The sequence below is a fragment of the Labrenzia sp. CP4 genome, from assembly GCF_001579905.1.
GTDB classification, from domain to species: Bacteria; Pseudomonadota; Alphaproteobacteria; order Rhizobiales; family Stappiaceae; genus Roseibium; species Roseibium algicola.
Genome location: NZ_CP011927.1, coordinates 2,986,611 through 3,005,128, shown reverse-complemented (window position 1 = coordinate 3,005,128; position 18,518 = coordinate 2,986,611). Strand labels below are relative to the sequence as shown.

The 18,518-nt window shown below is 57.2% G+C and carries 17 protein-coding genes; 8 read left to right on the top strand and 9 right to left on the bottom strand.

Annotated features, from left to right (window positions below; genetic code table 11):
• Positions 1–66 precede the first annotated feature (66 nt).
• From flgI to flgB, 6 genes are read right to left on the bottom strand one after another with little or no spacing between them, the layout of a single operon-like run.
• Positions 67–1,173 carry a flagellar basal body P-ring protein FlgI gene (gene flgI / locus ACP90_RS13985; RefSeq protein ID WP_055654466.1) on the bottom strand — a complete coding sequence of 369 codons (1,107 nt, stop codon included), beginning with the start codon at positions 1,171–1,173 and terminating at the stop codon, positions 67–69.
• A 4-nt stretch (positions 1,174–1,177) separates the two neighbouring features.
• The gene (flgA, locus tag ACP90_RS13980; RefSeq protein ID WP_055654468.1) at positions 1,178–1,633 is read right to left on the bottom strand and encodes a flagellar basal body P-ring formation chaperone FlgA; all 456 of its coding nucleotides are present in this window, start codon (positions 1,631–1,633) and stop codon (positions 1,178–1,180) included.
• Between the two features lie 13 nt (positions 1,634–1,646).
• Positions 1,647–2,435, bottom strand: a complete 789-nt coding sequence (flgG, locus tag ACP90_RS13975) for a flagellar basal-body rod protein FlgG (protein ID WP_022998496.1) — start codon at positions 2,433–2,435, stop codon at positions 1,647–1,649.
• A gap of 48 nt (positions 2,436–2,483) precedes the next feature.
• On the bottom strand, positions 2,484–2,816 hold the full coding sequence (locus ACP90_RS13970) for a flagellar hook-basal body complex protein FliE (protein ID WP_062488682.1): 333 nt from the start codon (positions 2,814–2,816) through the stop codon (positions 2,484–2,486).
• A gap of 2 nt (positions 2,817–2,818) precedes the next feature.
• Positions 2,819–3,235, bottom strand: a complete 417-nt coding sequence (gene flgC, locus ACP90_RS13965; RefSeq protein ID WP_022998494.1) for a flagellar basal body rod protein FlgC — start codon at positions 3,233–3,235, stop codon at positions 2,819–2,821.
• Between the two features lie 12 nt (positions 3,236–3,247).
• A complete protein-coding gene (gene flgB / locus ACP90_RS13960; protein ID WP_022998493.1) occupies positions 3,248–3,628 on the bottom strand; it encodes a flagellar basal body rod protein FlgB in 381 nt (126 codons plus the stop codon).
• Between the two features lie 916 nt (positions 3,629–4,544).
• Here flgB and ACP90_RS28910 point away from each other — a divergent pair.
• The 3 genes from ACP90_RS28910 (at position 4,545) to ACP90_RS13945 (ending at position 7,095) form a co-directional block, all read left to right on the top strand.
• The gene (locus ACP90_RS28910) at positions 4,545–4,745 is read left to right on the top strand and encodes a hypothetical protein (protein WP_324252086.1); all 201 of its coding nucleotides are present in this window, start codon (positions 4,545–4,547) and stop codon (positions 4,743–4,745) included.
• Between the two features lie 243 nt (positions 4,746–4,988).
• Positions 4,989–5,747, top strand: a complete 759-nt coding sequence (locus ACP90_RS13950; RefSeq protein ID WP_022998491.1) for an FCD domain-containing protein — start codon at positions 4,989–4,991, stop codon at positions 5,745–5,747.
• Between the two features lie 196 nt (positions 5,748–5,943).
• A complete protein-coding gene (locus tag ACP90_RS13945) occupies positions 5,944–7,095 on the top strand; it encodes a fumarylacetoacetate hydrolase family protein (RefSeq protein WP_062488681.1) in 1,152 nt (383 codons plus the stop codon).
• Positions 7,096–7,154: 59 nt separating this feature from the next.
• Here ACP90_RS13945 and fumC read toward each other — a convergent pair whose 3' ends face one another.
• Entirely contained in the window at positions 7,155–8,540 is a 1,386-nt protein-coding gene (gene fumC / locus ACP90_RS13940) for a class II fumarate hydratase (protein WP_062488680.1), read from the bottom strand.
• 21 nt (positions 8,541–8,561) lie between these two features.
• On the bottom strand, positions 8,562–9,371 hold the full coding sequence (locus ACP90_RS13935) for an alpha/beta hydrolase (protein ID WP_088665231.1): 810 nt from the start codon (positions 9,369–9,371) through the stop codon (positions 8,562–8,564).
• Positions 9,372–9,524: 153 nt separating this feature from the next.
• Between ACP90_RS13935 and ACP90_RS13930 the strand changes: the two genes are divergently transcribed.
• From ACP90_RS13930 to lexA, 3 genes are all read left to right on the top strand, one after another.
• On the top strand, positions 9,525–11,105 hold the full coding sequence (locus ACP90_RS13930) for an acyl-CoA synthetase (RefSeq protein ID WP_062488679.1): 1,581 nt from the start codon (positions 9,525–9,527) through the stop codon (positions 11,103–11,105).
• 92 nt (positions 11,106–11,197) lie between these two features.
• A complete protein-coding gene (locus tag ACP90_RS13925) occupies positions 11,198–12,001 on the top strand; it encodes a hypothetical protein (protein ID WP_208993318.1) in 804 nt (267 codons plus the stop codon).
• 121 nt (positions 12,002–12,122) lie between these two features.
• The gene (lexA, locus tag ACP90_RS13920) at positions 12,123–12,833 is read left to right on the top strand and encodes a transcriptional repressor LexA (RefSeq protein WP_022998485.1); all 711 of its coding nucleotides are present in this window, start codon (positions 12,123–12,125) and stop codon (positions 12,831–12,833) included.
• A gap of 4 nt (positions 12,834–12,837) precedes the next feature.
• Here the strand turns inward: lexA and ACP90_RS13915 are convergent, their stop codons facing one another.
• A complete protein-coding gene (locus ACP90_RS13915) occupies positions 12,838–15,246 on the bottom strand; it encodes a ComEC/Rec2 family competence protein (protein WP_082809739.1) in 2,409 nt (802 codons plus the stop codon).
• A gap of 131 nt (positions 15,247–15,377) precedes the next feature.
• Between ACP90_RS13915 and gltX the strand changes: the two genes are divergently transcribed.
• Positions 15,378–16,802, top strand: a complete 1,425-nt coding sequence (gene gltX, locus ACP90_RS13910) for a glutamate--tRNA ligase (protein WP_062488677.1) — start codon at positions 15,378–15,380, stop codon at positions 16,800–16,802.
• A 236-nt stretch (positions 16,803–17,038) separates the two neighbouring features.
• Complete coding sequence (gene gltA, locus ACP90_RS13905; protein ID WP_022998477.1) at positions 17,039–18,331, top strand: citrate synthase; 1,293 nt, start codon at positions 17,039–17,041, stop codon at positions 18,329–18,331.
• Positions 18,332–18,518: the final 187 nt, after the last annotated feature.

Here is an 18,518-nt window from a genome sequence, read left to right as displayed (position 1 = left end):
CCCGCCCTTCAGGGGTTCAGACCACATGAGTGCTGGCTTCCCTGTTGGGTTAGGACCAGGTCTGACTTATTGCACCACGAGTTCCGCCTGCAGCGCGCCGGCTGTCTTGATCGCCTGAAGGATGGCGATGATACCAGTTGGTCGCAGACCGATCCGGTTGAGACCTCGTACCAGCGTGGGCAGGTCCGTTCCACCGACAACAGCCAGTTGACCACCGCTTTCCTGAGCATCGACATATGTTCGTGGCACAACCACTGTCTGGCCATTCAGCGAAAACGGCGACGGCTGCGAAACCTCGGGTGCTTCCGATATACGAACCGTCAGATTGCCATGGGTAATCGCAACGGTCGAAATCTGCACATCCTTGCCTATGACCACAGTCCCTGTTCGCTCATCGATCACGACCTTCGCAATCTGGTCAGGCGTCACCCGAATAGCCTCGATTTCAGCGATGAACCGCGTGACACTGATGTTTTGCGGAGGCGTGAGTACCACGGTGCGATAGTCGCGCTCCTTGGCCACCTTGATGCCGTATCGCTCCCTGGTGAACTGGTTGATCGCATCGGCGATACGCACTGCGGTGCGGAAATCCGGATTGGAAAGTTCGAGAACCAGGTTAGGTATTTGCGAAAATTTAGCCGGCAAATCTCTTTCGATGAGACCACCGTTTGGAACCCGACCGACAGTCGGTATCCCCTGGGTCAGGCTTTCCGCCTGCCCCAGCTCCGAGAAACCTGATACTGCAACGGGGCCCTGCGCAACCGCGTAGATTTGCCCGTCAGCTCCCAGCAAAGGGGTAGCGATGAGAGTACCCCCGGCAAGTGACGTCGCATCGCCAAGCGAGGACACACTTACGTCGATCGTCGATCCCTGACCGATGAAAGACGGCATTTCGGCGGTCACGACAACGGCTGCTACGTTACGCGTCCGCAGCCGCGCATCGCGTACGTTCACCCCCAGACTGTCGAGCATCGATTGCAGCGATTGCTCCGTGAATGGGGAATTGCGCAACGTGTCGCCGGATCCTTTCAGACCGATAACGAGGCCATAGCCGACAAGCTGGTTGTCGCGCACCCCTTGCAGACTGGCGATGTCCTTGATCCGCACCATGGACATTGCCGACACCGGCAAGGCCAACAGTGCAGCCAGAACAAAAACGAGTAACCGGGTCATAAAATCAGTTCTCCACACGTATGGTGCCGTCTTCTTGAACCCGCCCGGAAACAACCAGACCGCTATCGACATTGCGTACGCGTACGAAGTTGCCGGCTCCGCCGTTCTGAAGAGCTTCCACCTGCATGATGATCACCAGCCCCTGCTCACGGAAAACCAGTCGCGCCGGCTCACCACGACGAACAAGGACCGGCTTTTCGACCGAATTGATCGGTACCGGCTGTCCTGGAAGCAACGTACGCCGTGCAACCATGCCAACCAGTTGGCCCCTGTTGGTAGACACCGCGAATTGCTGCGCTGTCCGCGTTGGAAACGACCGTTCGATCAGATCCTGGTGAGTGATTTCGGTTCCAGCCGGTATGGTCTGGCGCGGAACCGGCAGATCTATGCCTCCGGCTGCTTTCGCTGCCCCGGTGCTGAAGATCATGACCAGCACCAGGAAAAGGGATCGGATCGTCATCACCTTCTCCCTGTTAGCGAATGCCGTTGGTGACGGTACCGGCCATCTCGTCGGCGGCTTTCATGACCTTGGAGTTCATTTCATAGCCGCGCTGAGCGCTGATCAAGGCAGTGATTTCCTTTACCGGATCAACGTTGGAGCTTTCCAGATACCCCTGGCGAACCACGCCGAAACCCGGATCACCCGCAACACCGGTAACAGGCGTGCCAGACGCCTCGGTTTCACGGAAAAGGTTGCCACCCACTGGTTCCAGACCGACATCGTTGGCAAAATTGGAAAGCGTCAGCTGTCCAAGTTCACGAGGCGTCATCTCGCCATCGACCTTGGCATAGACCTGACCCGATTCATTGACGACAACTTCAATGGTTTCTTGCGGAATGATGATCGCCGGTTCGACGGCATAGCCGTCAATGGTCACCAGTCTGCCGTCGGCATTCTTGTTGAACGAACCGGCTCGGGTAAACAGTGTTTCGTCATCAGGACCGGTAATTTCGAACCATCCCCGCCCGTCGAGCGCAACATCGAACTGGTTGCCGGTGTTAGTCAGCGAGCCTTGGGCATGGAGTTTGCGGATCCCGGCGGTACGAACGCCCAGACCAAGCTGAGCACCTTCCGGTACAGGATCTTCACCTCCCCGGTTCGGCACGCCCTGCAGGCGCTCGGCCTGATAGAGCAGGTCTGAGAATTCCGCCTGCGAACGTTTGAAGGACGTGGTGTTCATGTTCGCGATGTTGTTGGCGACCACTTCGACATTCGTCTGCTGGGCGCTCATGCCGGTCGCGGCGATAGCAAGGGCTTTCATGGATCTTCTCCTGGTAATTACAATCGCTTATCGAGGCCAAGCCTTCGATCAGATCGACATGCGGCTGATTTCCTGATAAGCGCTCACGACCTTGTCGCGGATGGCAATTGCGGTCTGGAGGGTCGATTCAGCAGCCATTACGGCCTCGACCACCTGCTGTACCGACGCCTGTCCGTCGACACCTGCAATCGATACCGCTTCGCCTTGCTTGATCTTGTCGATCGCATCGGTCGAAACTTTCGCCATCGCATCGGAGAAACTGGATTCGCCCACGGCGCCCGTGCCGCCAAGATCCGGCGTGCTCGCCGTGTACCTGGTGGTGGAGGCTGCTTTCAGGACGCCGTCGGTCGACGATGTCAGCGCGGAGATTTCATTGATCATGATCAGTTCCTCAACAGGTCAATGTTGCGCATGACCATCTCGCGGGCCTGCGTCATGACTTTCAGATTGGCTTCGTATGAACGGTTGGTTTCACGCATATCGGCCAGTTCAAGCAGCGTGTTGACATTCGGCATCTTGACGTAGCCGTTCTCGTCCGCCGCCGGATGGCCGGGGTCGTATTCCACCGCGAACTCGGCTTTGTCCTTGCCGATGTCCTTCACGGACACCAGGTTGGCCTGGACGGCGCGGTTGAATTCACTTTCGAACGTAATGGTCTTGCGCCGATAGGGATCATCGCCGGCGGCTTCACCGGTGGAGCGGGCGTTGGCGAGGTTTTCGGACACAACTCTCAACCGCTCCGACTGCGCTCTGAGACCGGCGCCGGAAATCTGTAAGGTTGCGGAAAGCGGATCAGACATGATTGTTTTCCTTTAGGATTTCACTGTGGAGAGGTACATGCGGTGAAAGGACTTCGCGATACTGGCGTTCAACGAATGATCGCGCGCGACCTCTCCTGCCTTCATGAGTTCCTGTTCCAGACTGACGGAGTTACCGGAATGCGTGACCGTCCAGCTGTCCGCCTTTTCGACATCGGACTTGCGCGCGGCTTCCATGGTCTGACCAAGATGGCCGTCATGGGTTGCGGTCATGGCAAGCTGGGTCTTGCTGATCACGGTTGTGAACGGTTCCAGGTCCTTTGAGCGGAAGCCTGGCGTATTGGCGTTGGCAATGTTTTCGGCAATGGTCGCCTGGCGGACGGACAGCCAGTCATTGCTATTCGAAACGAGTTTGGTCAGGAACACAGGTTCCATAGAAGACCTCCTATCAGCTCAGGTTGCCCCAAGGGATAGTCAGCCAAGCTTGCCCGAAACTGTTCGACCGTGATGATTTGGCAGGGTTCCTTCCCGGACGCCTGCGACGCAAGTTTCACGCAATCTTCGGTGTGCATGCATTACCGGTGCGGGCGCCCCTGCCCTTTCAGTTTTCGGTATTAGGGAGAAGCGTATGATACGTCTGCAGCCGCCGACCTGCGCAAGGAAAGCAGCCAGACCCTCGGTCCAACCATTCATATGTCGCCCCTTCACGATGCACCGTGTCCAGCTCGCGAAGGCCGGGCTCCTGCAGGCTGCAATCGCTGCTTCAGTTGCCTGCCTGGCTCCAGAAGCCTCAGCCCAGACCACGAACTGCGATGCCTACGCAAGAGCCTATGCAGATGCGCATATCAACCCGGATCAATCGGACATGCCGATCGTCGACGGCGCGATGGAAGGAGCCGTTGCAGGTGGCGCCTGGGAAGGCCCAAGTGGAGCACGCAGGGGTGCATTGACGGGTGGTGCACTTGCAGTGCTGGACAACCTTGGCAGTACACCGGCTGGATGGCGCGGTTTGTATGATCTTGCATATCGCCTTTGCCGGAACGCACAATCACCAGTCACACACCGCCCCTCTACGCTGGGAGATCCCAGCTATCGGCCCGCACTCCCCGGTTCCAGCAGACCAGAGCCGTTAAGGCCAGCTGGACCGCTTGCCCCATCAAGACCCAACAACTGAGGTTGTGCCATGTTTTCATTTCTGTCTTCGAAACGGGACTCCATTGCCGCAGCAATTCAGCGTCGCCTGCATCCGCGCCAACGCACAAGATTGCGCCCCGCGAAACTTGCGAGTCTGGACAATGAATTTATTTGCGATTGCACGATCAGGGACATTTCCGATGGAGGTGTCCGTCTCGTGCTGAACGAGGTTACCGACCTGCCGGAAGAGTTCTATGTCTTCGATGCCGTCCCCAAAACCGTTGCCGAAGTGCAGCTGCGCTGGCGCGACGGACTGGCCGCCGGAGTTGTCTATTTAGTTCCACCTGCAAGTATCCGGCACTTCAAGAACACCGGCGTCAGAAAACTTGCACAAAGGCTTTATGCTCTGGATGGCTAGGTCCCGAGTAATTGTCCTACAAATTTCAAAGCAGCGAATTCATTTCCTTGCCTGAATGGTCAATAATTCAAACAGCAGCGACATAAAGAGACTCCAGAAGCGACGTATTAGCTTTGCAAAACGTCGTAGCAACTCATTAAATCTAGTATTTTATAAAATTCGCTTGTAAAACATGCGCAGGACACAACGCCGGTCTCGCCGATCAAGTTCGATTGGAAAGACCCGACTGCCTGAGTCTGTTGAATGGATAATAAAAAGCGTAATTTCTTCGAACTTCCGGACAAGGTCCTTACATCCCTGCCGACGGGGGCAGTCAAAGATACGGTCGAACATCTCGGTAGAAAGATTGCGCGGGGAGAATATCCGACAGGCGCGATCCTTCCGCGTGAGGACGAACTTGTCGACAGCCTCGGTGTTTCGCGAACTGTTGTCCGAGAAGCCATCAAGGTGCTTTGCGGCAAAGGGCTTGTTCGAACGGCACGCAGATATGGGTCTCGGGTCTGCCCCTTTGACGACTGGAACCTTCTCGATCCGGACGTCATTCGCTGGCATGACCCAAGAAGTCCGCAGACTGCGAGAATTTATGCGGAAGCAACCGACCTCAGACTGATTTTCGAGCCGGAGGCCGCCGCTCTGGCAGCCGTCAACGCAAGCCGGGAGCAACGCGACACCATTCTTGCGGCCGCGCGTGCCATCCATCCTCTGGATGGTCAGGAAAGCATGATCGGCGCCGACTACATGTTCCATGCCACGATCCTGCAGGCCAGTGGCAATCAGATGCTTTCCCAGCTCCAGAATCTGATCTACGCGGTCATGCTCTTTTCCTATGCCGCCTCACAACGAACCCCTCCGGAAGAAAAGATTGCACGTCGCAATCACGTAGGCGTTGCTGAAGCGATCGATTCCGGAGACGCAGAACTGGCACGTGGACGCATGAAAGACATGCTGGTGCAAAACAAGGCCATGGCGGACAAGCTGGTCGCTTCGACCCTCCAGGAGTGACCTGGTTGCCTGCAAACCTGTTGGTCTGTCCGGCAAACAGAGAGAGACACCGGTAATTTCCTGACCAGATACCCACTCTCTCTAGCGCACCTATGGAATGGCGCCTGCGTTTCCACATTTGTTGGACAACTGAGAATTTTCCCAGCAGACTAGGGAAAACCAACAATGATGGCCTAACGGCCAACCCGGGAACGCCATGAAATTCTATTCAGAAACTGAATTGTCCTCCGGCACATTTTTGGGCCGTGTCTGGCGACCCGATGTCAGGGGGCCCGCCGTCGTCACGCTGCGCGAAAACCGCGTTTTCGACATCACGTCCGCAGCGGCCCCCACCGTTCGGGATATTTGCGAACTAACGGAACCGGCTGCCTATGTTGCCGCAGCTAAAGGAGAAGATCTTGGCACTCTGGATGAAATCGCGGCAGGTACCTGCAGCGATCTCGCCAACCTGCATTTTCTGGCTCCCTGCGATTTACAGGCAGTGAAGGCATGTGGCGTGACATTCGCAAATTCCATGGTCGAACGCGTGATCGAGGAGAAAGCGGCAGGAGATCCTCAAAAGGCCGAAGCCATACGGGCACGGGTAGGTGCAACCATCGGCGACAGCCTGCGGAACCTGCGAGCCGGATCCGAAGAAGCCGCCAAGGTCAAACAAGCGCTTATCTCCGAGGGCCTTTGGAGCCAATACCTGGAAGTCGGCATCGGCCCGGATGCCGAGGTCTTTTCCAAGGCGCAGGTTCTTTCCTCCGTCGGCACCGGAGCCGACGTCGGACTGCACCCGGTGTCCAGCTGGAACAACCCAGAGCCGGAAGTGGTTCTGACAGTCTCCTCAATGGGTGTGATTGTTGGCGCGACGCTAGGAAACGATGTCAATCTACGTGATGTCGAGGGCCGTTCGGCTCTGCTCTTGTCCAAGGCAAAGGACAACAATGCATCCTGTGCGATCGGACCGATGATCCGACTATTCGACCAGGGATATTCATTGGATGACGTTCGACTGGCAGAGCTGGACCTGACGGTGGAGGGAACGGACGGCTTCATCCTGAAGGGAAGATCTTCGATGAAGGAAATCAGTCGAGATCCTTTGGATCTGGTCCGGCAAACCCTGGGCCGTCATCATCAGTATCCCGACGGGATCATGCTGTTTCTCGGTACCCTCTTCGCACCGACGCAGGACCGGGACGTTGCCGGAGAAGGTTTCACTCACAAACTGGGCGACGTCGTTACAATCGAAAGTCCGGGCCTCGGTCGATTGAGCAACACGGTCCGGCTTTCGACCGAATGTCCGGAATGGACATTCGGCATAAGCTCCCTCATGCGCAATCTCGCGCAAAGGGGTCTCTTGTAGTCGTACGCCGAATTGCCCAGCGCATCACGAAAGCGCTCATCGGGAACCTTTCGGCCGACCTAAAGCGACGGCTGGACCATCTTCGCCGGATCAACAACCCGGTCGAATTCCTCCGCACTGACGAATTCAAGGTCAAGGCACGCCTGCTTCAAGGTCAGATCATGCTCGAACGCATGGTGTGCGGCATGACTGGCCTTGTCATATCCGATCACCGGACTTAGCGCAGTCACCAGCATCAGGGATTGATCCAGAAACTCCCTGATGCGCTTCTCGTTCGGCTCCATGCCTTCCACCAGGAAAAGGGAGAAGTTGGTGCAACCGTCGCCCATGATCTTTACCGACTGGAGGATCGCATTGATCATCAGCGGCTTGTAGACATTCATCTCCAGGTAGCCACTGGCGCCACCTATCCCGACGACGACGTCATTGCCCATCACCTGTGCTGCAACCATCGCCAGTGCCTCGCACTGCGTCGGGTTGACCTTGCCTGGCATGATCGAGGAGCCGGGCTCGTTTGCCGGAATTTTCAGCTCAAAGAAACCGCAGCGGGGCCCGCAGGACAAGAGGCGGATATCGTTTGCGATCTTGAACAAGGACACTGAAAGCGTCTTCAACGCTCCGCTCAACATGACAAGAGCATCATGCGCCCCCTGAACCGCAAACTTGTTCGGAGCCGTATAGAACGGCAAGTCCGTCAGTTCCGCGATCCGGGTGGCAGACAACTCCGCAAAAAGGGAATGAGCGTTGATTCCCGTCCCAACTGCGGTTCCGCCCAGCGCAAGTCCATAGACATCCTTTAGGGCAAAACTGATGCGCTCAATGTCCTGACGCAGCATTTCCGCATAACCGGAAAACTCCTGACCAAGCGTCAGAGGCGTGGCGTCCTGCATATGCGTTCTGCCGATCTTTATGATGTCGTCCCAGGCGTCGGCTTTGTCTTGCAGGCTCTTGTGGAGCATCTGCACGCCGGGCAAAAGGCGATGCGTCACCTGGAGTGCAGCGGCCATGTGCATCGCTGCGGGAAAGCTGTCATTGGACGATTGAGACAGGTTCACGTGATCGTTCGGATGAACCGGATCTTTTGACCCCAACACACCACCGGCAAGGGCAATGGCGCGATTGGAGATCACTTCGTTCACGTTCATGTTGGTTTGTGTTCCGCTGCCGGTCATCCAGACGTGCAACGGAAAATGGTCGTCAAGTTTTCCATCAATAACTTCGTCGGCAGCCTGGACAATCAACCGAGCAAGATCTGCATCCAGCAACCCCAGCTCTTCGTTTGCAAGGGCCGCTGCCTTCTTCAAAACGCCATAAGCGTGGACAAGCTCTATCGGCATCAGGTCGCTACCGATGGAAAAATACTTCAAGGAGCGCTGTGTCTGTGCCCCCCAGTATTTGTCCTCCGGCACGTCTATTTCGCCGATGCTGTCGCTTTCAGTACGCATATGCGCCTCCTCGTGAGTGGCTCAAGGGGCCAGCAAGGTTTCCGTCAGTTCACTATCGGGATCCTTCAAACCGTCTATGACATCGAAATGATGGCGGCCGGGATCCTCCTTGTAGGTGGCCATTGGCCAGGCATCCGCAAGGAGTTTCGATTGCCTTAGAAACTCCGGACGCTCCGCTCCACCGACCCAGGCGACAACCGGACAGTCGACGGCGGGCACCATCAATGCCGCACTTTCGTCCATGGCATCGTCTTCGTTCATCTGGAAGGACTTGTTCATCACCGTGTTTCTGAGCGGGCGAAGGTCGTGCAAACCGCTAATGGAAACAACACGCTCGATTCGATCCAGAACGTCTTTCGGCAACCGGCTGTCTTCGCAAATCATGCGTGTGACCAGATGCCCACCGGCGGAATGCCCGGCAAGACGGATCGGGCCACCGACGCGAGCAGCCGCCTTTGTAATCGCAACAGAGATTTGCCGCGTGATATCTGCGATCCGCGCCTCAGGAGCCAGATCATACGACGGCATGCATACCGTCCAGCCTCTTGCCAGGCAGCCGCTAGAAAAATGCGACCAGGAACTTTTATCGAATCTCAACCAGTAGCCCCCGTGCACGAACACGACGAGCCCCTTGGACTTCCTCTGTGGCCGAAACACATCGAACCGCTGACGATCCCCTTCCCCGTAAACGACATCCAGATCCTTTTCGACCCAGCTTTTCCGGAAGGTTTCCGCTTCCTGCGCCCAGCGCACGATGAAATCGTCAGCGCCCGGAATATAGGCAGCATTTGAATAGGCATCGTCCCAATCAATAATCGTCATCTCACTCATTCGAAATCCTCAGGCAAACGTCGAAACCGATCGGCGGCATACTTGCACGATTTACCTAGAAAGCGGAACGGCCTGAATGCCAATCTCAACTTGTCAAACGGACTGCCATCAACCTAACGTCTGAAAAAACCAGTAGTCGGGAGGCAAACTTAGATGGTGGAGCGCTGTTCCAATCGCGTGGCCAATCTTGCGCATTTTCTGTCCAGGAACGCTGCCCGGTGGCCCTCTGGTCCCGCAGTTGTCGAGGATGGGGTCACCTTGAGCTGGTCGCAAATCGATTCGCGCGTCTCCGCACTTGCCAAGGGTCTCCAATCGGAATTCGGCGTTTCCAAGGGCGACGGCTTGCTGGTCCAGGCCCAGAACTCGCATCAGATGATCGAGATCATGTTGGCCGCATTTCGTCTGGGAGCCATCTGGGTTCCCTGCAATTTCAGACAGGCTCCGGGCGAAACGGCCTATGCTGCGGTAAAAGCGAAGGCGAAGGTTTTCCTGTGTGACGCTGATTTTGGTGCTCAGGCCGATGCAGTGCGAAACGCCCAAGATCAGCTGACAGGATGCATTACAATTGGAGCCAGCGACTTTGGCACAAGCTATGAGGATCTCCTCTCCCGTTACCAGGGACAGGTCCTGCAGAACGAGGCAGTGGACTATAACGATCCCTGTTGGCTGTTCTTCACCTCAGGCTCAACCGGCCGCCCGAAGGCGGTTGTCCTCAGTCACGGGCAGATCGGATTCGTTTGCGTCAACTACATGGCAGACCTGTTGCCCGGGACGACGGAGCGCGATGCGTCGCTGGTCATAGCTCCATTGTCACACGGTGCAGGGTTGCAACTGATTGCCCAGCTATCAGTTGGTTCCACACATGTTCTCCTGCCCGGAGGCGGCTTCAATCCTTCGACTGCATTCGAGTTGATCGAGAAACACAAGGTCAGCAATCTCTTCACCGTTCCCACTATCGTCAAACGCCTGGTGGAAGACCCTGCTGTCGATCAGTACGATCACTCGAGCCTTCGTCACGTCATATATGCGGGGGCTCCCATGTACAGGGAGGACCAGAAGCTGGCTCTCCAGAAATTGGGGCAGGTTCTGGTTCAATACTACGGACTTGGCGAGGTCACCGGAAACATCACCGTGCTGCGGCCACAGGATCATTTTCTGGAGGATGGACCTGAGACACGCAGCGGCACCTGCGGTACGGAGCGCACAGGTATAGAGGTTTCGATTCAGGACGAGGAAGGCAATCATCTGCCCCCCAATGAAACGGGTGAAGTCTGCGTCATCGGTTCGGCAGTCTGTGCTGGCTATCTGGAAGACGAAGACGCCAACCAGAAGTCTTTCCGGAACGGCTGGTTCCGCACCGGAGACATCGGTCACATGGATGAACAGCGCTACCTCTTTCTGACAGGCCGAGCGTCGGACATGTACATTTCTGGTGGCTCCAACGTCTACCCGAAGGAAGTCGAGGAAGTGCTGCTTACACATCCGGATATTTCCGAGGTCGCAATTCTCGGCATTCCGGACAGGCAATGGGGCGAAGTCGGCCTAGCCGTTTGTGTGGCTGCCCCGGACAAGTCACCCGACCCTCAGGAACTCAGCGACTATCTGAACGGCAAGATCGCCCGTTACAAGATGCCTGCACGTTATCTCTTCATTCCCGCAATGCCGACAAGTGCCTATGGCAAGATCACCAAGAAACTGGTGCGGGAGCATTTGACCGAGAAAGGCCTGTTGTGAGACGGCCCGCCCCCAGGTCTCTGTCCGACATTCGTCATCCCGGCCCTTCTGCCATCAATCGGCTCCCCCATGCCAGATGTCTGGCGAAACCATTGGAAATCTCCCTGGCAGAGCAAACTCCCTTGCTGGAGGCGCTGGGCCGCTTCGCCACGCACCAAGGACTGAGCTCCGCCGTTCTCGATCTTTCCGGGCTCACGCTCGAAGCGTTCGACTTCGTAATGCCTGCCTGTGCAATCGATGACCGACATGCAGCCTGGTACAGCGACACGCACTCTTCGAAAGGCGCAACGCTGAAGTCCGCAGTTGCCATTCTCGGGATACGAGATGGTGAATGGTTCGCTCATGTACACGCTTATTGGCACGAGGAAGAAGTCGAGCACCTTGGCCACTTACTGCCGCATACGCTGAAGGTTGCGCATCAAGGGGCTATCAAAGGGTACGGCCTGCAAGGCGCAGCGTTCGTGGCATCGCTGGATCCGGAAACCGAATTCACGCTGTTTCGTGTGCAACAGGATGACGAACAGTCACGGACAACCGACTACAATGCGCTTATCACCACACTCGCTCCGTTTGCCGACCTGACGGACAGCATCCAAGAACTCGCAAAAGAGCTGAAAGCACCCTCCTACGAAGTCTATGGACTGGGCAGTCTGGCCGGAGCAGCGTTCCGCGATGCCCAGCCGATGACAGGTCTGATCTCCGAGATACTCCTGTCTGCAAACGCTGGCGCGAAACCGAAGCAAGAGCTTTGCGTCCCAATCCGCGCCGTTGATCTCGAAGGTGGACTGCATCGGGGCATTCTCACCGCTGGTGGCGCGCCGACTTTGATCACCTGTGAACTGCTGATCCTGACCGGATCGAAGGATGACCTAAATCCGATATCGGAGACGGATTGAATACGGCAACTTGTTCGAAGCCAAGAACAGTAAGAGAACATTTACCCTTGCAGAACACAATGAGAACAGGTACCATGTTCTTGATTTGTACCAGATGTTTTCTCGGTCAGGGGACGCCTACATGCTGACGCGCAAGCAGTACGAACTGCTCATGTTCATTCACGAAAGACTGAAAGAAACCGGTGTGCCGCCGTCTTTCGACGAAATGAAGGATGCGCTCGACCTGCGCTCCAAGTCTGGCATTCACCGCCTGATCACCGCGCTTGAAGAACGTGGCTTCATCCGGCGCCTGCCGAACCGGGCCAGAGCCATGGAGGTTGTTCGTCTTCCGGACTCCATCGCACCCGGCCTGGGTGCTCCACGGCCAAGAGGCAGCTTCTCACCTGAAGTCATTGAAGGCTCACTCGGCAAACCTGAGCCGGAAAAAGCTGCACCGGTGCCGGTGTCCAGTGTTACCGAAATCCCCGTCATGGGCCGCATTGCAGCCGGCGTGCCCATCGAGGCCATTCAAACACACAGCCATTCCATCACAGTGCCGCAGGACCTGCTTGGTCGCGGGGAGCACTATGCTCTGGAGGTTCGTGGCGATTCCATGATTGAGGCGGGCATTCTGGACGGTGATACCGTGCTTATCCGCCGGACCGACAGCGCCGACAGTGGCGACATCGTGGTTGCACTTGTGGACGATGAAGAAGCCACCTTGAAGAGGCTGCGCAAGAAAGGCGCTTCCATCGCTCTTGAAGCAGCCAACCCGGCTTATGAAACCAGGATCTTCGGTCCCGGCCGCGTTCGTGTTCAGGGCCGCCTCGTTGCCCTGTTTCGTCAGTATTGACCAGTCACTCCTCTGCGCGCGCTTCGGCCACCGAGGCGCGCTCGGCTAGACGCAGGCTGTCTCTCGTTACCGTACCCTGGTGATGCCAGGGGCGCGGTGGGTCAGGGATGGCAAACTTCAGTTTCTCGATTTTCAGATTTTCGTTTGGCGGATGGCCCGGTGCACTGGCACCGCTCGTAGCATTTGCGGCCTCGCTGAAATCACCGGGCGATAGCCAGATGGAGACGGCACCACGTTCGGTGCGCGTACCGCGATCCAGGACGAGGGCTGCACCGCAGCTCTCCGGGGCGACAAGATCGGTCACGACCAAATCGGCATATCGGCAATCCAGCTGAAACGCTTCAAATGTCTTTGGCTGCGCGATTGCAAGAAAGGATCGCTTGCCATCCAGCCGTTCTGCGTCCTCTGAATCGACGTAGGCCCTGATGACACAACCGTCGTCATCGCAATTTCTTTGAGGTGATTTCATCTTGCGCGACAAGATCGCATCACTCCTCACTCCTTCCGACTGCAGCCAGAGATCACTTGCAAACGATCTCCCCCTTGCTGCGTAGCGCAAAATTCCCGTTTCATCGCGGGCAGCTATTCGAGAGCCGCTTGCAGCAATCTGGATATCCGGAGGCCGGCTGGTGAGAACAATCAATATTCCTGCGACAAGAGGCACTCCTGCGAGCACACGCTTTCTGCCAGGCACCAACAATCCGGCAAACAATGCTGATAGCAACAGCAATGCAGCAACCCCGTCGAGCCTTCCGGAAGTTCCGCTGCCGGCATCAAGGGCTGCGGTAAAGGAGGCGACCTTCAACAGAAGTGAAACTCCGAAAGACATGACAGCCAGAGGGAGAGCCGCAAGGCCGAATGGCATCAGAACGAATGCAAGTACTCCCATCGGCATCACAACAAGTGAAAACACCGGCATTCCCAGCAAGTTGCCGACAAGGCCATAGGGTGCGATGCGGCTGAAGTGATGAGCTCCTATAATGCCGGTCGCCAGCCCTGCGACCAATGCGGTGACGAACAGCCCTGCAGCCCACTTGCCGAGGTAAAGACAAGTCGCCACGCCCCATCCGGACACTCTTTCACCAGATGACAGGGAACGATCTCGCTGCCGCCACAGGTCATATACGGCGACCAGGCAGATCACGGCAGCGAAGGACATCTGGAAGCCGGGAAAAAACAACCTCTCGGGAGCAATCAGCAAGAGTACGAGGCCAGCCAACGCTACGCTTCGCAGGGTCAGGCCGCGTCGCCCCACCAGAATTCCGACAAAGACAATCGCAATCATCAGGAACGATCGTTGCGTCGCAACCGCACCACCGGACAGAAGCAGATAAATAACTGCAGCACCAAGGGCTGAAAGCGCGGCCCATTTGTGCACCGGCCACCTGAGCGTCAGGACCGGCACCAACGAAAAGAGCAGCAAGACCGCGCCATAGGCGCCGCCGGCAAAGAGCGCCATATGCAGTCCGGAAATTGCAAGAATGTGAGCCAGTCCGGCGGCCCGCAAAATCTCTTCCTGCTCTTCGGTAATTCCGCTGCGGTCTCCAACCAGAAGAGCAACGATCAGTGCGGTTTCCGGTCCTTCCGAAAGATTGGCCCTGATGCGTTCCGCAAGGTCTATTCGAAGCTTGGCAACGGCAACGGCCGGGCGAAATTCATTTCCAACGTCCTCAGCCTCGATGACCTCGGGGGACCCGAAACTGAAACCCGTCGCACCTATCTGCTGAAAGAAGGCCCGGAAGGAATAATCGTATCCTCCTGGAAAGACGGGACCTGCAGGGGGAAACAACCGCGCACTGACGCTCACGGTGCGCCCCACGTCAATGTCGCTTCCTGCCGGAACGCGCAAGCGCACCTTAGCAGGGAACTCGCCCTCCTCGACAGGACGCCCATTGACCGAGGATACGGCCAGTACGATCCGGTGACCGGCCGCCCCGCTGTCAATCTCTTCTATGTAGCCAACAAGATCCGCGTTCATCTGCTCGGCAAGGCGCGGCGCCGAAACATATGCCGTGCGAAGACTGGAAGCTGCCAGTCCGGCAAAGAATGTCAGGAAGAGAACGACGGAAACCGCCACCGTGCCGCGCCGCTTCACACGCCAGAGAACCGCGCTTACCAGCACGACCAGAACCCCCAACAGAACCCAGGAAGGTTCTTCAGGCAATGAAACGTAGACACCAATTCCCCCGGCAAACGCGAAGGCACACCACAACAGCCCTTGCGAATCCCAAAGACGATCTGCTGACGCATTGTGAGCGGAATAAGTGTGACCAGCACCCGCGAGCCTTGAACGCCGTTTCTCAAGTACTTCAGGCTTGAGCACGGCAGGTGATAAATCCTCGCGATCAACATCAAGGGTTGCCGTTTGCGACCGGCCGGCAGAAATATCGAGCGGACCGGACCGTGACGTCACTTCAGCTCCTCGTTTTGGTCCAAGAAATGGCCGGAGCCCCTATTTAGCCTCGCCAAAGCCTGTGCTAAGACCGCGCCACCAATCCGGCGCGCTCCGCGCCGTCATACTGACAGAGACTTTCATAAAGCACCATGGCACAGAACATCGTCACGCGCTTCGCCCCGTCCCCGACGGGGTTCCTGCATATCGGCGGCGCCCGCACCGCGCTCTTCAACTGGCTCTTCGCGCGTCATCACGGCGGCAAGATGCTGCTGCGGATCGAAGATACGGATCGGGCTCGCTCCACACAGGAAGCGGTGGACGCATTGATTGACGGCCTGTCCTGGCTTGGGCTCGACTGGGACGGAGACCCGATCTCCCAGTTTTCCCGTGTTGAGCGCCACAAGGAAGTGGTCGAGGAAATGCTGGCCAACGGCACGGCCTATCGCTGTTACTGCACCCCGGAAGAGCTCGACGCCATGCGCGAGAAAGCCCGCGCCGAGGGCAAGCCGCCCCGCTATGACGGGACATGGCGCGAGCGAGACGCGTCCGAAGCCCCGGCCGGCGTTGACCCGGTCATCCGCATCAAGGCCCCTCAGGAAGGCGAGACGGTGGTCGACGATCTCGTTCAGGGTCGCGTCGTGATCCCGAACAAGGACCTTGATGACTTCGTACTGATGCGCTCCGACGGGACGCCGACTTACATGCACGCCGTTGTGGTGGACGATCACGACATGGGCATCACACACATCATCCGCGGCGTCGACCACTTGACGAATGCAGCCCGCCAGACGCTCATTTTCAAGGCTCTGGGATGGGATGTGCCGGCGATGGCGCATATTCCGCTCATTCACGGGCCGGACGGCGCAAAACTTTCCAAACGTCACGGTGCGACCGGCGCCGAAGCCTATCGCGAGATGGGCTATCTGCCGCAGGCCATGCGGAATTATTTGGCACGTCTCGGCTGGAGCCATGGTGACGAGGAAATCATTTCGCTCGAAGACATGATCAAGTGGTTCGGTTTCGACGCTGTCGGCCAGTCGGCTGCGCGTTTCGATTTCAAGAAACTTGAGAACCTCAACGGTCATTACATGCGCGCGACCGATGACGGCGAATTGCTGAACCATTGGAAGGTCTATCTCGCACACGCCGAAGGCGGCGACCAGATTCTCGCCTGGCTTGCGGATGGTGACAACGAGAACACCACGCTTGCTGCACTTCCCGGACTGAAGGAACGGGCCAAGACCCTGGTCGAACTGACGGAAAGCGCCTCCTATCTGTGGCGTCAGCGCCCGCTCGACACCGACGAAAAGGCCCAGAAGATCCTGGACGACGACGCCCGGGCGATCCTGAAGGATCTTCACGATGTTCTTTCCAGCGCTTCTGACTGGAGCGCGGACCCGCTGGAAACTGCTGTAAAGGCCTACGCGGAAGACAAGGAATTGAAACTGGGCAAGGTGGCGCAGCCGCTACGGGCCGCGCTGACGGGCCGAGGCACGTCACCCGGCATTTATGACGTCCTGATCGCTCTTGGCCGGGAAGAATCCCTTGCCAGAATTCAGGATCAGGCAGCCTGAGACAAAGCACTGCCGGATGCATTTTTAGGCAAAAGCCAAGCTTCCGGCAGTCACTCTGGTTGGCGAAATCCGTCTTTGACCAAAGCGTTATATCGGCCAGCTTGCGGCAGTGCAGTAAATGGGCTACGCAAGACGCGAAAAAGTCTCCAGTGCTGGTCCGGCAACCGGAAACGGGACCCATCGCCAGAAGGGTCAAACCAGGACAGCACATCCGTTTAACGTAAAGGGGTTTCTGAATGGCCGACAACAACGCCAAGCTCAATGTCGGTGGTAACGACCACGCATTCGACGTTCTTGACGGATCCATCGGACCGTCGGTTGTGAACATCTCGTCCTTGTACAAGGACACGGGCATGTTCACCTACGACCCGGGCTTCACCTCCACCGCCTCCTGCGAGTCCAAGATCACCTATATTGATGGTGACGAAGGCACCCTGCTCTACCGCGGGTACCCGATCGAGCAGCTCGCGGACCACGGCGACTTCCTGGAGTCCTGCTATCTTCTGCTCTACGGCGAACTGCCGACGAAGACCCAGAAGGACGACTTCGTCAATCGTGTGACCTACCACACAATGATCCACGAACAGATGAACCGGTTCTTCTCCGGCTTCCGTCGCGACGCCCACCCGATGGCAGTCATGGTCGGCACGGTTGGGGCGCTGTCCGCTTTCTATCACGACTCGACCGACATCACTGATCCGCACCAGCGCATGGTTGCCTCCCTGCGCATGATCGCGAAGATGCCGACCATCGCCGCAATGGCTTACAAGTACCACGTTGGTCAGCCATTCGTTTATCCGCGCAACGACCTGAGCTATGCGGCAAACTTCCTGCACATGTGCTTTGCGGTCCCTTGCGAGGAATACAAGGTGAACCCGGTTCTGGCCCGCGCCATGGATCGCATCTTCATTCTTCACGCCGACCATGAGCAGAATGCATCGACCTCCACGGTTCGTCTGGCAGGTTCTTCGGGTGCAAATCCGTTTGCCTGTATCGCAGCCGGTATCGCTTGCCTCTGGGGGCCGGCACACGGCGGTGCCAACGAAGCAGCGCTCAACATGCTGTCGGAAATCGGCTCCGTGGACCGCATTCCGGAATATGTCGCTCGTGCCAAGGACAAGAACGATCCATTCCGTCTGATGGGCTTTGGTCACCGCGTCTACAAGAACTACGACCCGCGTGCGCGCATCATGCAGAAGACCACGCACGAAGTTCTCGGCGAGCTTGGCATCAAGGACGATCCGCTGCTGGACGTTGCCATGGAGCTCGAAAAAATCGCGCTCAACGACGAATATTTCGTCGAGAAGAAGCTGTACCCGAATATCGACTTCTATTCCGGCATCACGCTGCGCGCGCTTGGCTTCCCGACCACGATGTTTACCGTTCTGTTCGCTCTGGCCCGTACCGTCGGCTGGATCGCCCAGTGGAAGGAAATGGTGGAAGATCCGTCCCAGCGCATCGGCCGTCCGCGCCAGCTCTACACTGGTGAGAAACTGCGCGACTACACGCCGATCGACCAGCGCCGCTAAGGCCGCACACCGACAAACGCCTGGAATTTGCAGCAGCATTTCAGCTGAATGCATATCAAAACGGAAGACGCTCGGCTTTATTGCCGGGCGTCTTCTTTATTTTGTGACCCAGCGGAAACAAAACAAATCCAAGAAATATTTTTCCCGTTCAATCGAGGCAAGAAAAAAAGCATTCACCTACCATTAC